We start from the raw sequence: 13942 nt of genomic DNA, 5'->3' as shown, positions 1-13942 counted from the left end.
TCGCGCGCATCACAGCTCGCGCAACATGCGCGCGGCCGTGTCGCGTGCGGCGGGATCGCGACCGTCGAGCACTTCGCGCAGGATCACGCGCGCGGCGTCGTCGTCGCCCATGTCGAGGTAGGCGCGCGCCAGTTCGAGCTGCTGCTTGGCGGTCTGCGGCTCGGCGACGGCCGTGTCCTCGGACTGCGCGCCGCCGTGCCACGTGGGCGCGGTGCCGAGCGTGGCGGGCGCGGAGGTCCAATGCGGCGCGGGGGCCTTCGTGCGCGGCGCGGGTTCGGAGAACGTGGGGGCCGGTTCGGGTTCGGGTTCGGGTTCGGGTTCGGCGCGCTTCTCCGCGGCGGGCGCCGGGCGCGGTGCGACGTCGTTGGCGCCGGGAATACCGGCAGCGAGCGCTTCGGTGTCGTAGACACGGCGCGGTTCCGCGCGCGGCGTGCGGCGGCGGGTGAACAACCATGCGAGCACGCCGAGCACGAGCAGGCCGGCGCCACCCCACAGCCACGCGGGCGTGGACGGTTGCACGGGTTGCTGCGCGGTGGTCGTGGCGGTGGTCGTCGCCACCTTGGTCGCTGCGGCGTTGGATTGCGCGAGGCGTTGCTCGGCGGCGGCCAGCTTGCTGTCCTTCATCGCGATCAGTGCCGACTGGTCGTTCTGCAGTTTCTCCAGTTCCGCGACGCGGGACTTGAGCTCCTGCACTTCGGCATCGCGCGCTGCGAGGTCTTCCTTCGCCTGGTTCAGTTCCTGCTGTCGCAGCATGTCGCCCTCGCCTCCGGCGCTTGCGCCGGATCGTGATCCCGGGGTTTTCGCGCCGGCCTGGACGGGCGGCACGATTTCGAGGCGTGCGCCGGCCACGCGCGGGCTCGCGCCCTTGGCCGTGCCAGCAGTTTTCGCGGTGTTCGCCGGCGTTGCTTCCGCCGCGACGTTCGCCGGTTGTGGCGCGGGCGCACTCAGCGCGCGCCATTGTTCGAGATGGTCGCGCACCACCGCCGCGGCTTCGGCCGGCGCGAGTTGCGCGGCGTCCTGCGCCGGCGGGACGCGGAGCACCGCACCGGACTTCAACAGGTTCACGTTGCCCCGGATGAAGGCGTCCGGGTTCGCCCGCAACAGGGCGAGCATGGTCTGGTCGAGTGTGTAACCGCGCTGCATGACCTGGCCGGCGATGCCCGACAGCGTCTGCCCGTCGCGCACCGCGATGCGGTCGGCCGGCGTGGGCGCCGGCGTGTCGGCAGGCGCCGCGACGGGCGCGGGTTCCGGCGCCGGCGGCGGTCGGGTTGCGACGGCATCGGTGTCGGCCGGCGCGGGCTCGGCGGGTGCCGGCTCTGCAGGCGGCGGCGCTGGTTCGGGTTGCGCCGCCGGTTGTGGCGCGGCGGCCACCGGACGCTCGATGACGTTGGACGGCGCCACGCTCGGCGCCTGGATCGACGGCTGCGCAGGCGCGGCCACGGTGCGCGGCGTGTCGAGCAGCGCCGAGTATTCCCGGACCAGGCGGCCGCTGCCCCAGTCGACTTCGACCAGGAAGGTCACCAGCGGCTGGCTGACCGGCGCAGTGCTGGTCACGCGGATGACGGGGCGGCCCCGATCATCGAGCGCGACGGAAAACTGGAGGTCGGCGGCGGCGCCGCTCGGCGGCTCCAGGCCGATGCGGCGGAAGGTGTCCGGCGAGGCCAGGCGCGCCTGGAGCTGCTCGAGCTCGCCCGGATCGCTGGACACGATGGGGATTTCGGCCAGCAACGGCTGGTCGACTTTCGATTTCACCTGGATCTGGCCAAGGCCCAGCGCGGCGGCCGGCCCGGCCGCAACGGCCAGGGCGATCGCCAGCGCGATGCGTCGAAGTGTCATGCCCTTCTCCCCTCAGGCCTTCGAAAGACTGTAGCCGCGCACGCTTGCCACTGGCAATGCGCGCGGCCTCCCCCAGCTACAACGCAATCAGCGCTCGTCTGCGACCAACTCGGCGATCTGCACCGCGTTCAGCGCGGCGCCCTTGCGGATATTGTCCGAAACGATCCACAGATTGACGGCGCGCGGGTGGGATTCGTCGTCGCGGATGCGACCCACGTAGACAGGGTCCCGGCCCGAGGCATGCGTCACCGGCGTCGGATAGCCGCCCGGCACGGGTTCGTCCACGACCTCGACCCCGGGCGCCTGGCGCAGCATGGCGCGCACTTCCGCCGCCGTGATCTTCTCGCGCGTCTCGACGTTCACGGCCTCGGAGTGCCCGAAGAACACCGGCACGCGCACCGCCGTCGGGTTCACGCGCACGCTGTCGTCGCCCAGGATCTTGCGCGTCTCCCACACCAGCTTCATCTCTTCCCTGGTGTAGCCGTTGGGCTGGAAGTCGTCGATGTGCGGGATCAGGTTGAAGGCGATCTGCACCGGGAAGCGCTGGGGATCGGGTTCCTGGAAGTTGAGGATGCCCGCCGTCTGCCGCCCGAGTTCCTCCATCGCCGAACGCCCGCCGCCGGAAACCGACTGGTACGTGGCCACGTTGATGCGTTCGATGCCCACCTTGCGATGGATCGGCGCGAGCGCGACGAGCATCTGCATCGTCGAGCAATTCGGGTTGGCGATGATGCCGCGCGGGCGCTTGCGCACCTGGTCGGGATTCACTTCCGACACCACCAGCGGCACGTCGTCGTCGTAGCGGAAGGCCGAGGAGTTGTCGATCACCACGGCGCCGGCGGCGGCGAACTTCGGCGCGTATTCCTTCGACGTCGCACCGCCCGCGGAGAACAACGCGATGTCCACGCCGCTCGGATCGAACGTCGCAAGATCCTGCACCACGACGTCGCGATGCCCGTATTTCACCCGCGAACCCGCCGATTTCGCGCTGGCCAGCGCGATGAGTTCGCCGACGGGGAAATTCCGCTCGTGCAGGATCGACAGCATGGTTTCGCCGACGGCGCCGGTAGCGCCGACGATCGCGACCTTGAGTGACTTGTTCATGGGTTCCGTACTTCTGTGTTCGAAAAAAGAGCGGACTCAGCGTTTGGCCTTGCCCGGCTTGATGCGCGGCGCAACATCGCCGACGTCGCCGCATTGCGCGCGATGGCGCAGCGCCTGGTCCATCAGCACCAATGCCACCATCGCTTCGCAGATGGGCGTTGCGCGAATGCCGACGCAGGGGTCGTGGCGACCCTTCGTCACCACTTCGACGGGCTGGCCGTCCAGGTCGAGGCTGCGCGCCGGCAACCGCAGGCTGGAGGTCGGCTTGAAGGCCGCCGACACGATGACCTGTTGCCCCGTGGAAATGCCGCCGAGGATGCCGCCGGCATGGTTGGACTGGAAGCCGTCGGCCGTGATCTCGTCGCGATGTTCGCTGCCGTGCTGCGCGACGACCGCGAAACCATCGCCGATCTCCACGCCCTTCACCGCGTTGATCGACATCAGGGCGCCGGCCAGTTCGCCGTCGAGCTTGCCGTAGATCGGCTCGCCCCAACCCGGCGGCACGCCGTCGGCGACGACGGTGATGCGCGCGCCGACCGAATCCCCGGACTTGCGCAACGCGTCCATGTAGGCCTCCAGCTCGGCGACCTGCGCGGTGTCGGGCCAGAAGAACGGGTTGCCTTCGACCACGTCCCAGTCGAAGCCGCGCGGCACGACATCGCCGATCTGCGCCAGGTAGCCGCGCACGCGCACGCCGAACTTCTCGCGCAGCCAGCGTTTGGCGATGACGCCGGCGGCGACCCGCATGGTGGTTTCGCGCGCCGACGAGCGCCCGCCGCCGCGCGGATCGCGATGGCCGTACTTCTGCCAATACGTGTAATCGGCGTGCCCCGGGCGGAAGGTTTGCGCGATGGCGTCGTAGTCCTTCGACTTCGCATCGATGTTGCGCACCACCAGCGCGATCGGCGTGCCGGTCGTGCGGCCTTCGAACACGCCGCTGAGGATTTCGACGACGTCGTCTTCGTGGCGTTGGGACGTGTGGCGCGTGCGGCCCGTCGCGCGGCGCGCGAGGTCGTCGACGAAATCTCCCGGTGCGATCGAGATGCCGGGCGGACACCCGTCGATCACGCAGCCGATCGCCGGCCCGTGCGACTCCCCGAAGGTGGTGACGCGGAGCAGTTCGCCGAAGGTGTTCACGGGCTCAGCGGCTCGGGCGGCGCAGGTCGGCGAGTTCGCGGATGCGTGCGTTGTGCTGCATCAAGTCGCTGCATTCGGCGACGAAAATGCCCATCTGCCCGACCTTGAATTCGACCCACGCGAGCGGAAGTTCGGGCAACAGGTGCGACAGCGCCTTTTCCGATTCGCCGACTTCGCAGATCAGCAGGCCGTCGCGATCCAGGTGCAGTGGCGCGTCGCGCAGGATCTGCAGCGCCAGGTCCAGGCCGTCGTCGCCGGCGCGCAGGCCGAGGTCGGGCTCGTAGGCGTATTCCTTCGGCAGCGCGTCGGTTTCGTCGTTGGTGACGTACGGCGGATTGGTCACGATCAGGTCGTAGTGTTCGCCCTGCAGCCCGGAGAACAGGTCCGACTTCAGCAGGCGGACGTTGTCGGCGTGCAGGCGCGCCTTGTTTTCGTTTGCGAGCGCGAGTGCGTCGTCGGAGATGTCCACGCCATCGACGTGCCAGTCCGGGTTGTAGTGGCCCATCGCGATGGCGATGCAGCCGGAGCCCGTGCACAGGTCGAGCGCGCGCCGCACTTCGCGATCGCCCAGCCACGGCTGGAAGCCATGTTCGATCATCTCGGCGATGGGCGAACGCGGCACGAGTGCACGGCGATCGGTCTTGAAACTCAGGCCCGCGAACCAGGCCTCGCCGGTGAGGTAGGCCGCCGGCATGCGTTCCTCGATGCGGCGCAGGAACAGGGTCAGGACTTCTTCCTTCTCCGCCTCGGTGATGCGCGCATTGCCGTACACCGGACTGAGGTCGTGCGGCAGGTGCAGCGCATGCAGCGTGAGCTGCGTGGCTTCGTCCAGCGCGTTGTCGTAGCTGTGTCCGAAGGTCAGGCCGGCCGCGTTGAAGCGGCTCGCGCCGTAGCGGATCAGGTCGATGATCGTGGCCAGCTCGTCGGTCATGGGCGCGGCGGAGCGGCGGCGGCCGCGGTCGTAGGAGGCCGTGCATGATAGCGCGCCCGGTATCATCCACCGCTTCGCGCCGCACCACGCGGCGCCCGACGGAAAGCCTGCCCATGTTCAACCGCACCACCGCCTGGATCCTCGTGGTCGCGCTTGCCGCCGCCATCGGCCTGTGGGCCGGGCATCGCTGGTTCACCCGCCCCGCCGCGAACGCACTCCCCCAAACCAAGGCCGTGCGCCTGTTCCAGGCACCGCGCACGCTGCCCGCTTTTTCGCTGCAGCAGTCCGATGGCACGCGCCTGGTCCCCGGCGAACTGCAGGGGCATTGGACGATCGTCTTCCTCGGGTTCACCCATTGCCCCGACGTGTGCCCGACGACGCTGGCTGAACTGGGCGTGGCGCAGAAGCAGTGGGAATCGATGCCCGATTCCTTGCGGCCGCGCGTCTTGTTCGTCTCGGTCGACCCCGAGCGCGACACCGCGATCCGCACCGGCGAGTACGCGCACGCCTTCCATCGCGACACGCTGGCCGCCACCGGCGACCTGCCCGCGCTCGAAGGCTTCGCGCGCAGTCTCTCGCTGGTTTTCATGAAGGTCCCGGCGGAAGCAGGCCAGCCCACGGATCGTTACAACGTCGACCACAGCGCCACGCTTGCGGTGCTCGACCCGAAGGGCCGCATGGCCGGCATCATTTCGCCGCCGCTGGTGCCGCAGGAGATCGCCACCGATTTCCGGACGCTCACGTCATCCGTGGCACGGTGAGCCGATGCAACCGATCACCGCACTCACCTACGTCCTGCCGCACCGGTTCCTGTCGTCGCTGGCGCGCAAGCTCGCCTACTCGACGAATCCGCGCACGAAGCAGTGGTTGATCGACACGGTCGTGCGCAAGTTCGACGTGAACCTGTCGGAGGCCATGGAGCCGGACGCGACGCGCTATGCGTCGTTCAATGCATTCTTCACGCGCGCGCTGCGCCCCGGGGCGCGCGTGCCGGATCCCGATCCGCGTGCGTTGTCGATGCCGGCCGACGGGCGGATCAGCGAGTGCGGACACATCGGGTTCGCGGGGGATGCCGAGCACGAGGACCCTGGGCACATCTTCCAGGCGAAGGGCCACGGGTTCAGCACGGCGCAGTTACTGGGCGATGCGGAGAAGGCGAAGGCCTACCTGGGCGGGGCGTTCGCGACGGTGTATCTCTCGCCGCGTGACTATCACCGAGTGCACATGCCGTGGACGGGCACGTTGGTGGAGACGGTGCACATTCCGGGGCGGTTGTTCAGCGTTGGCGTGGATGCGGTCGGCAGTGTGTCGCGGTTGTTCGCGCGCAACGAGCGCCTGGTCTGTCATTTCGAGACGGACTTCGGGCCGATGACGTGCGTGATGGTGGGTGCGTTGTTGGTTTCAGGCGTGGAGACTGTTTGGAGCGGCGTGGAGATTCCGCCGTACGGGGGGCCGATCGTGCGCAAGGATTGGCGCGGCAAGGGGATCGTGCTGGAGCGCTTCGCCGAGATGGCGCGGTTCAACTATGGGTCGACGGTGATCGTGCTGTTGCCGAAGGGTGTGGCGGAACTTGCGCCTGGGCTGCGGCCGCAGGGGGCGGTGGTTTTGGGCGAAAAGCTGGCGACGCTGATTTAGCGTCGTTGGTTTGGATGCGTGCCCACCAGATGGGCGCATCGGCACGCCGTGTCGGATGTCCTTTTGACTCCGTGAAAAGCAAACACTCCGCAAAGGGACATCCAACACGACGCACCGCTGCGCTCGGCAGTTGGGGGTCTCGCGACAGCATTTGGTGAATGGATTCGTCGGCGGTTGATGCACGCGCCGACTGCCAGCACACCAGACGGACGGAACATCGCCCACCTCGGCGCGCGCACCGTCGTGCTTCGTCGCCTCTGGCAGGCGATGTTCCTCGCAGTGATCTGATGGGCAAGCGGCGCCCGTCTCCCTTCGGGAGAGGGGTTGGGGAGAGGGTCCGTCTCTTAGCGGGCCCGGTCCTGCACTTCGGCGTACCAGCACGTCGCTTTCAGGGCGAAGATCTCAGACGCTTGCATAGCTGTTCTTCTCAGTTCGCCGCGAAGGTGCCGAAGCCCGAGAGAGGGCATCGCGCTGGCGCGGACATTGCACCGCGTATGCCGCGATGCCCTCGACGGGCAAGGCGCCGCCCGTCTGGTGTGCTGGCAGTTGGCGCGCACCGATCAAACTACGCATCCACTCAACAAGTGCTGTCGCGCAACCGGATGCGAGGTGCGCGGCGGTCGTCGCGTTGGAGGGCCTAATTGCGAAGCGTGAGCTCTTGCGTAGCAATGAGGCCATCCAATGCGGCGGCACGCTGCGCCACTCTGGTGTCGGCGACACCAAAAACTCGCAGAGGTTTCTGCGTACCGCTTTACGGCTAGGACGAACCTCAATCCGCCGTACAACCTTCCAGCTTCAGCGTCTGCCCCGGACGAATCGAATAACGCGGGGCCTTGATGCTGTTGGCGTGCGCGAGCTCGCGCATGTCGCAGGAGAATTTCTTGGAGATCGCGGTCAGGGTTTCGCCGCCGCGGACCTTGTACTTGCTCGACTTGCCGGCCTTCGCAGGCTTGGGCGTGTCGGCCGAGGCGACCGGCGTCGGGCGCGGTGCCGAATCCTCGGCGCCGGCGACCATGGGGGCATTGCGCATCACCGCCGAAGCCGCGTCGCTCATGACCAATTGATGCGCGAGGTCGGCGCGCGCGCCGTCCGCGCAGTGGCGGCCGTACAGGCCGACGATCTTCGTCGTCGCATTGAGCGTCGCACCCGCCGGGAGCCAGCTGTCGGCCTCGTAGCGCGGATTGAGGTTGCGCAAGGCGCGCATGTAACCGTCGCGCGTGCCGCCGTTGCCCAGGCAGATCGTGAGCTCGTAGATGGAGGCCGCACGCGTCAGCTTCAACATCGCGGGCTTCGCATCGACCTTCGGGAAGGTGAGCCCGTATTGCTTGGGATGCAGGAACAACCACGCCGCGGCGACGACCATCGGCACGTAATCGCGCGTTTCGGCCGGGAACTGGTTGTAGACCGACGCGTCCCAGAAGCCCTGCCCGTTCGCGTTGTTGTAAACCCGCAACGCGCGGCCTTCGCCACCGTTGTAGGCCGCCAGCGCGAGCTCGATGCTGCGATTGAGCTGGCCCATGCGCTCGTTGAGATACGCGGCGCTGGCTTCGGCCGAAGAACGCGCGTCGAAGCGCGTGTCGAAGCCGGTGCCGTCCGGCCCGAGGCCGAAGCGCTTGCCGGTGGCGTACATGAACTGCATCGGCCCCGCGGCGCCCGCACGCGAGCTGACGTGGACCTTGCCGTTGGATTCCTTCGCCATGATGCCGAACAACAGCGCTTCGGGCAGGCCCGCGCGCTGGAACTCCGGCCACATCAGGTGACGCATGTACTGGTAGTTCTCGTAGCTGCCGATCAGCGCCGGGCGCATGTCGGTCAGCCACTTGCGGATGCCGGCCTGCACCGCCGGGTTGTACTGCACCATCTGGTCGAAGCGATGGTCGTCCGACAGCAACTGCGCGGCGCGCGCAGCCTCCGGCACGTCTGCGGCGATCGCCGAGATCGCATGGTCGTCGCCCTCGTCGTCGGCGGCGACATCGTCGTCCGCGGACTGGGCTTCGCCGTCGGCCTTCGACTTCAGCAGCCGCTTGTAGGTGGCGAGCATCGTCGGCACGGAGCAACCCTTTTGCTGCATGCAGGCGGCGATGACGTCCTCCATGTCCTCCAGCGCCGCGTCGCTCTCCGCCGTGCCCGAAGGGTCGGCGTTGCCGATCCGCACCAACGCCCCGCGATACCGCTGTTCGGCCGCGCCCATGCGCGCGTTCAACGCCTCGACGGCGGCCTGGTCGCGCTTGGACGCGGCGTGCGCGGGCGAAACGACGGCGGCCAGCGCCACGGCGGTGGCGAAGCAAAGTGCGGCAAGGCGCGGCGAAGCGGAATCGGACATGCGAAATGGCACAAGTTGAGCGAAAGTGCGGTCGAAGGTATCGGCGTGCGTGCTGCACTGCAACCCATCTGCGACGTGAAACTGCGGACCCGTTCGTGGAATGCCCTTCGGTGGCCGACGCACGGCTAGAATCGGCCGACCTACCGACCGACACTGAACAGGCGCTCCCATGGACCCCATCCTCGTCGGCAAGTCGGTCACCACGCCCCAGGGCGGCCCGGTGTTGCTCGATCCCAGGTACGGCAACCGCCATGGCCTCGTCGCCGGCGCCACGGGCACCGGCAAGACGGTCACCCTGATGACGCTCGCCGAAGGCTTCTCGCGCATCGGCGTCCCGGTGTTCCTCGCGGATGTCAAAGGCGACGTCGCGGGGCTTGCGCTGGCCGGCAATCCGGACCAGAAGGTCATCGATCGCGCCGCGCAAATCGGCGTGGCGAATTACGCGCCCGCCGCGAACCCCGTCATCTTCTGGGACCTGTTCGGCAAACTCGGCCACCCGGTGCGCACGACCGCCAGCGAGATGGGCCCCACCCTGCTCGCGCGCATCCTGGAGCTCAACGACACGCAGTCGGGCGTGCTCGACATCGTCTTCAAGCTCGCCGACGACCGCGGCCTGTTGCTGCTGGACCTGGAAGACCTGCGCGCATTGCTCGGCGTGGTCGCCGACGAACGCAAGGACATCTCCACGTCCTACGGCCTGGTCAGCGCGCAATCGATCGGCGCGATCCAGCGCGCACTGCTTCGCCTGGAACAGGACGGCGCCGACCAGTTCTTCGGCGAGCCGGCGCTCGCGCTGTCCGACCTGATGCGCACCACGCCCGAGGGCCGCGGCGTGATCGGCATCCTCGCCGCCGCGCAGCTCGTGCTCAAGCCGCGGCTGTACTCGAGCTTCCTGTTGTGGCTGTTGTCGGAGTTGTTCGAGACGCTGCCGGAAGTGGGCGACCTCGACAAACCCAAGCTCGTGTTCGTCTTCGACGAAGCGCACCTGTTGTTCGACGATGCCCCGCCCGCGTTGCGCCAGCGTGTCGAACAGGTCGTGCGCCTGATCCGTTCGAAGGGCGTCGGCGTGTATTTCTGTTCGCAATTCCCCGACGACGTGCCCGACGAAATCCTCGGCCAGCTCGGCAATCGCGTGCAGCACGCCTTGCGCGCGTTCACGCCGCGCGACCAGAAGGCCGTGCGCACTGCGGCGGAAACTTTCGTCGCCAATCCGAACCTCGACGTGAGCAAGGCGATTTCCGCGCTCGGCGTCGGCGAAGCACTCGTTTCCACGCTGCACGACATCGACGGCGCGCGCGCCGTGCCGATGCCGGTCGAACGCACGCTCATCGCGCCGCCGCATTGCCGCATGGGCGCGATCACCGACGCCGAACGCGCGCCGGTGCGCGCCGGCAGCCCGGTCGGCGCGAAGTACGACACGCGCATCGACCGCGAGTCGGCGGCGGAAAAACTCGCCGCGCATGCGCAGGCCGCTGCAGAACGCGTCGATGCACCGAAGGCGAAGTCGCGCGAGGACGACGAACGCGACGAACCCGGCGTCGGGCAAGCGGTGAAGGACGCCGTGTTCGGCACCAAGCGGCGGCAAGGCATGGTCGAAACCATGGCGAAACAGACCGCACGCACCGTCGGCAGCCAGATCGGGCGGCAGATCCTGCGCGGCGTGCTCGGCAGCATCTTCGGCGGCTCGCGCCGCTGATTCCAGACAGAACGAAAACGCACAGTCCAATCTTCGGGGGAATTTCCATGCGCAAGTCCGTCTCGCTCCTGTTGCCCACCCTGGCCCTGCTCGCGTTGTCCGCGTGCAAGCGCGAGGACAGCGCGCCGGTCGCGCCGGCCGCCACCGCCGTGTCGCCGTCGACGATGCACGCACCCGCGCCGGTCACGGTCGCAACCGCGGTGGGCGTTTCGGAATCCGCGGCGCCGGGCGAACACACGACCTTCGATGCGAAGGCATTCGCCGGATCGTTCTCCGACGATGCGGTCGAAGTGCGATTCGCCGCCGACGGCACTTACGCGATGAGCACGCACGCAGCGGATGCGAGCACCGGCACGTGGTCGCTCGAACCCGATGCGCGCCACGTCCGCCTGGACCCGAACGCGAAGTCCGAAGACGACCGCGTCTACGAACTGGTCGACAACGACCACCTCAAGGCGGCGAACGGCACGCAGGTGCTGCGCCGCGCAGGCAGCGCGCAATGAATTCCGCGCCGCACGCGGCGATGTCGCCGGAACCGTTCTGGCAACGCATTCCCGCGATCATCCTGTATCCGCTGCGCGGCGCCGCGCTCGTCACGCTGGTGATGCTCGCGATCCTCGCGATCGCGCGCGTGATCCCCTTCATCGGGTTCCTGGTCGGCCTGGCGATGTGGCTGGCCGCCTACAAGTACGCCTTCGAAATCCTGCGGCGCTCCGCCGATGGCGACATGGAGCCGCCGGAAGTGATCCTCACCGTCGACAGCGGCGTGGTGTGGCGCTTCCTCGTGCTGCAGATCGTGCTCGGTGCATTGGTGCTCGCGCTGATCCTCACCAAGAGCAAGCTGCTGGTGTTCGGCGGCATCGCGCTGCTGGTGTTCCTGCAGCCCGCGCTCACGATGACCCTGGCGATGACCGGCAGCCTGTCGAGCGCGCTGAATCCGGCGACGGCGTTTTCGATCGTCGGCCGCGTGGGCTGGCCGTACCTGGCGGTGGTCGGCCTGTTGTTCGTCATCCAGGTCAGTGCGGTGACCGCCGGCGCGTGGCTGGGCCACGTGATGCCGTCGTTCGCCGCGAACTGGCTGGCGACGGTGCTCGGGTTCTGGGGCCTGTTTTCCGCATTCCATCTAATGGGCTACCTGATCTACCAGGCGCACGACGCACTCGGCTACGAGCCGGCCTCGCTGCAGGCCGATGCCATGCGCCCGATCGGCGCGGTCGCGGGCGAAGCCGTCATCGCGCAAGCCGAGCCGCTGATTCGCGAAGGCCGCATGGCCGAGGCGATCGCGCTGCTGCGCACGGAAGTACGCACGCGTGCGGTGTCGACCGAAGTGCACGAACTGTATCGCCGCCTGTTGCAGAAGGCCGGCGACGTGCACGCGGTGCAGGAACACGCGCGCCAGTTCCTGCACCAGCTGATGATGGAAAAGCAGGACCGCAAGGCACTGGGTTTGCTGCGCGAAGGCCTCGACACCGATCCCGCATTCGTCCCGCTGTTGCCCGAACACGGCACGCGGCTCGCCGAACAGGCGCGCCTGGGCGGCCAGGCACAACTGGCGGTCGACGCGCTGCACGCGCTGTTCAATGCGCATCCGGGGGATGCGTCGTCCGCGCAATGGGGCCTGACGGCGGCCATGATCCTGCTGGAGCGGTTCCACCGCGGCGCTGAAGCGAAGGTGTTGCTGGAACGCGCACGGACACGCACGAGCGATCCGGCGTTGCTGCAGAAGATCGACGCAGCGCTCACCTTGACCTGACGCGCAACACGGTTCGCGCTCAGGCGTTGTCGAGAAGGAAGCGCGCCTTCGCCGCCTGCGGTTGCTGCGGGTGGCGATCCGCGATCCTGCGCAGGCAGCGGACATGCGCCGCCTGCGCGCCGGCATCGCGATGGCGCAAGGCCAGGTCGAACCACAGTTGCGACTGCACGTCCGGCGCGATGTCGGCGGTGAGCGGTTGCAGGGCGCGCTCGGCGTCGTCGAGTGCGCCGCAGGCGATCGCACGTGCGGCCAAAGCCAGGCGCACGTCCGAGGCAATGGTGCTCGCCTGCGCATCCAGTTCCGCAAGCAGGTCACCCTGCGCACGCGCGCCGGCCAGGTCGGGCGCGTCGATCGACAGAACCTCCAATGCGCGAATCGTCGCCTGGTCGCTGCGTCCGCCGTTGCGCGCAACGCGATAGCGCGCGAGCTGTACGTCGACGCGCCACGGCGCCTCACGCGCGAGTTGCGACAACAGGGCATCGGCTTCGGCCAACTGCATGCGCCCGAGGTGGCGCTGCGCGCGTTCCCAGCGATCGTCGTTTTCCGGCGCGTCGGGCGCCACGTCGCGAATGAACGCCGTGCGCACCTGGCCCGTCGACGCGAGCGCGGCACCCATCAGCGCACCGCACACGAGGCCGCCGGCATGCGCCTCGAACGCGATGTTCGAATCCTCGCGCACCAGCAGGTTGAACACTTCCCACCCGAGCCACGCCGGGAACAACCACAACGCAGGGGCTCGCACGTAGTCGAACCACACGCCGATCCAGTAGAAGAACCGCACCGGCTGCGTGCCCCACACCAGGCAGAAGCACCCCATCAGCGCGGCGATCGCGCCCGAGGCACCGAGCCCGGCGGTCGCATCGCCCCAGTGGAAGGCGAGCGACGCCAGGTTCGCGCCCACCGCGCCGAGCAGGTACACGCCGAAAAACCGCCATGGCCCCAACGCGCCCTCGACGAGCAGGCCGATGATCATCAGGAACACCATGTTTCCGAACAGGTGGCCGATGTCGGCATGCAGGAAGGCGGAGCTCACCAACCGCACGGGATCGAATTCCGAACTGCGCAGCAGGTAACGCAGGGTCCGGATCGATGCGAGGCGCGCGTCGTAAGCAGGGCGCAAGCGGCGCCACTCGTCGCCCGTCGCCTGGTCGGGGAAAAAGCGGCCGGTGCGCAGCGCTGGCGCGAATTCGCGGTCGACCAGCGTGTGCTGCGCGACGAATGCGTGCCGCGCCGCGCCGTCGTCGAGCGCGCGGAAATCGGCGAGGTCCCCGGCCCGCCCACCCCGTTCGATCAGCCATCGTTCGTATGCGGGCGATTCGATCTCCGCCAGGCGCGAGGGCACGTAGCCGGCCAGGGCCTGTTCGACGCGCGCCTGGTCGCCTCCTTGCGCGCCGAAGAACACCAGCACGTTGACCAGGACCAGCAGCGCGGTGACCACGGGAAAGGTCGCGCGCGTCAGCGGGCGATGCAGCGGCAGCAGGAGCATTCGGGACCCGTTGCCCTTGATCGTTGGCCGCGAGCTTGGCA

General features: G+C 68.3%; 11 protein-coding genes. 5 read left to right on the top strand and 6 right to left on the bottom strand.

Translation table 11 applies throughout. From position 1 onward, the window contains the following. Positions 1 to 9: 9 nt before the first annotated feature. From ACXJJ8_RS14375 to prmB, 4 genes are all read right to left on the bottom strand, one after another. Positions 10 to 1836 (bottom strand): type IV pilus assembly protein FimV, encoded by a 1827-nt coding sequence (locus tag ACXJJ8_RS14375; RefSeq protein ID WP_499031369.1) that lies wholly within the window; start codon positions 1834 to 1836, stop codon positions 10 to 12. A gap of 87 nt (positions 1837 to 1923) precedes the next feature. Continuing rightward, positions 1924 to 2940 (bottom strand): aspartate-semialdehyde dehydrogenase, encoded by a 1017-nt coding sequence (locus ACXJJ8_RS14370; RefSeq protein WP_499031366.1) that lies wholly within the window; start codon positions 2938 to 2940, stop codon positions 1924 to 1926. Between the two features lie 36 nt (positions 2941 to 2976). After that, positions 2977 to 4077, bottom strand: coding sequence for a chorismate synthase (aroC, locus tag ACXJJ8_RS14365; RefSeq protein ID WP_499031364.1), 1101 nt, complete (start codon positions 4075 to 4077; stop codon positions 2977 to 2979). 4 nt (positions 4078 to 4081) lie between these two features. Then, positions 4082 to 5008 carry a 50S ribosomal protein L3 N(5)-glutamine methyltransferase gene (prmB, locus tag ACXJJ8_RS14360; RefSeq protein WP_499031361.1) on the bottom strand — a complete coding sequence of 309 codons (927 nt, stop codon included), beginning with the start codon at positions 5006 to 5008 and terminating at the stop codon, positions 4082 to 4084. 113 nt (positions 5009 to 5121) lie between these two features. Between prmB and ACXJJ8_RS14355 the strand changes: the two genes are divergently transcribed. After that, positions 5122 to 5769, top strand: a complete 648-nt coding sequence (locus tag ACXJJ8_RS14355) for an SCO family protein (RefSeq protein ID WP_499031358.1) — start codon at positions 5122 to 5124, stop codon at positions 5767 to 5769. 4 nt (positions 5770 to 5773) lie between these two features. Then, complete coding sequence (gene asd, locus ACXJJ8_RS14350; RefSeq protein WP_499031355.1) at positions 5774 to 6643, top strand: archaetidylserine decarboxylase; 870 nt, start codon at positions 5774 to 5776, stop codon at positions 6641 to 6643. A gap of 769 nt (positions 6644 to 7412) precedes the next feature. On the opposite strand, the gene ACXJJ8_RS14345 is transcribed toward asd, so the two are convergent. Further along, positions 7413 to 8966: a transglycosylase SLT domain-containing protein gene (locus ACXJJ8_RS14345; RefSeq protein ID WP_499031352.1), complete on the bottom strand. Its 1554-nt coding sequence runs from the start codon at positions 8964 to 8966 to the stop codon at positions 7413 to 7415. Positions 8967 to 9135: 169 nt separating this feature from the next. Between ACXJJ8_RS14345 and ACXJJ8_RS14340 the strand changes: the two genes are divergently transcribed. Genes ACXJJ8_RS14340 through ACXJJ8_RS14330 form a run of 3 tightly spaced genes read left to right on the top strand, consistent with a single transcriptional unit; the run spans position 9136 to position 12415 of the window. Then, positions 9136 to 10662 (top strand): helicase HerA-like domain-containing protein, encoded by a 1527-nt coding sequence (locus ACXJJ8_RS14340; protein WP_499031349.1) that lies wholly within the window; start codon positions 9136 to 9138, stop codon positions 10660 to 10662. A 47-nt stretch (positions 10663 to 10709) separates the two neighbouring features. Then, on the top strand, positions 10710 to 11165 hold the full coding sequence (locus tag ACXJJ8_RS14335; protein ID WP_499031346.1) for a hypothetical protein: 456 nt from the start codon (positions 10710 to 10712) through the stop codon (positions 11163 to 11165). Continuing rightward, a complete protein-coding gene (locus tag ACXJJ8_RS14330; protein ID WP_499031344.1) occupies positions 11162 to 12415 on the top strand; it encodes a hypothetical protein in 1254 nt (417 codons plus the stop codon). Before ACXJJ8_RS14335 ends, ACXJJ8_RS14330 begins: the two co-directional genes overlap by 4 nt. 19 nt (positions 12416 to 12434) lie before the next feature. Here the strand turns inward: ACXJJ8_RS14330 and ACXJJ8_RS14325 are convergent, their stop codons facing one another. Continuing rightward, positions 12435 to 13901: a rhomboid family intramembrane serine protease gene (locus tag ACXJJ8_RS14325; protein ID WP_499031342.1), complete on the bottom strand. Its 1467-nt coding sequence runs from the start codon at positions 13899 to 13901 to the stop codon at positions 12435 to 12437. Between the last annotated feature and the right edge of the window lie 41 nt (positions 13902 to 13942).

This window comes from Lysobacter sp. P5_C4, from assembly GCF_054049695.1.
The sequence above is the reverse complement of the archived record's forward strand: the minus strand, read 5'-3'. Positions and strand labels throughout refer to the sequence as shown.

Bases quoted from the DNA above. Each gene is read 5' to 3' on its own strand.
- ACXJJ8_RS14375 (WP_499031369.1), bottom strand. From the start codon at position 1,836: ATGACACTTCGACGCATCGCGCTGGCGATCGCCCTGGCCGTTGCGGCC.
- ACXJJ8_RS14370 (WP_499031366.1), bottom strand. From the start codon at position 2,940: ATGAACAAGTCACTCAAGGTCGCGATCGTCGGCGCTACCGGCGCCGTC.
- prmB (WP_499031361.1), bottom strand. From the start codon at position 5,008: ATGACCGACGAGCTGGCCACGATCATCGACCTGATCCGCTACGGCGCG.
- ACXJJ8_RS14355 (WP_499031358.1), top strand. From the start codon at position 5,122: ATGTTCAACCGCACCACCGCCTGGATCCTCGTGGTCGCGCTTGCCGCC.
- asd (WP_499031355.1), top strand. From the start codon at position 5,774: ATGCAACCGATCACCGCACTCACCTACGTCCTGCCGCACCGGTTCCTG.
- ACXJJ8_RS14345 (WP_499031352.1), bottom strand. From the start codon at position 8,966: ATGTCCGATTCCGCTTCGCCGCGCCTTGCCGCACTTTGCTTCGCCACC.
- ACXJJ8_RS14340 (WP_499031349.1), top strand. From the start codon at position 9,136: ATGGACCCCATCCTCGTCGGCAAGTCGGTCACCACGCCCCAGGGCGGC.
- ACXJJ8_RS14335 (WP_499031346.1), top strand. From the start codon at position 10,710: ATGCGCAAGTCCGTCTCGCTCCTGTTGCCCACCCTGGCCCTGCTCGCG.
- ACXJJ8_RS14330 (WP_499031344.1), top strand. From the start codon at position 11,162: ATGAATTCCGCGCCGCACGCGGCGATGTCGCCGGAACCGTTCTGGCAA.
- ACXJJ8_RS14325 (WP_499031342.1), bottom strand. From the start codon at position 13,901: ATGCTCCTGCTGCCGCTGCATCGCCCGCTGACGCGCGCGACCTTTCCC.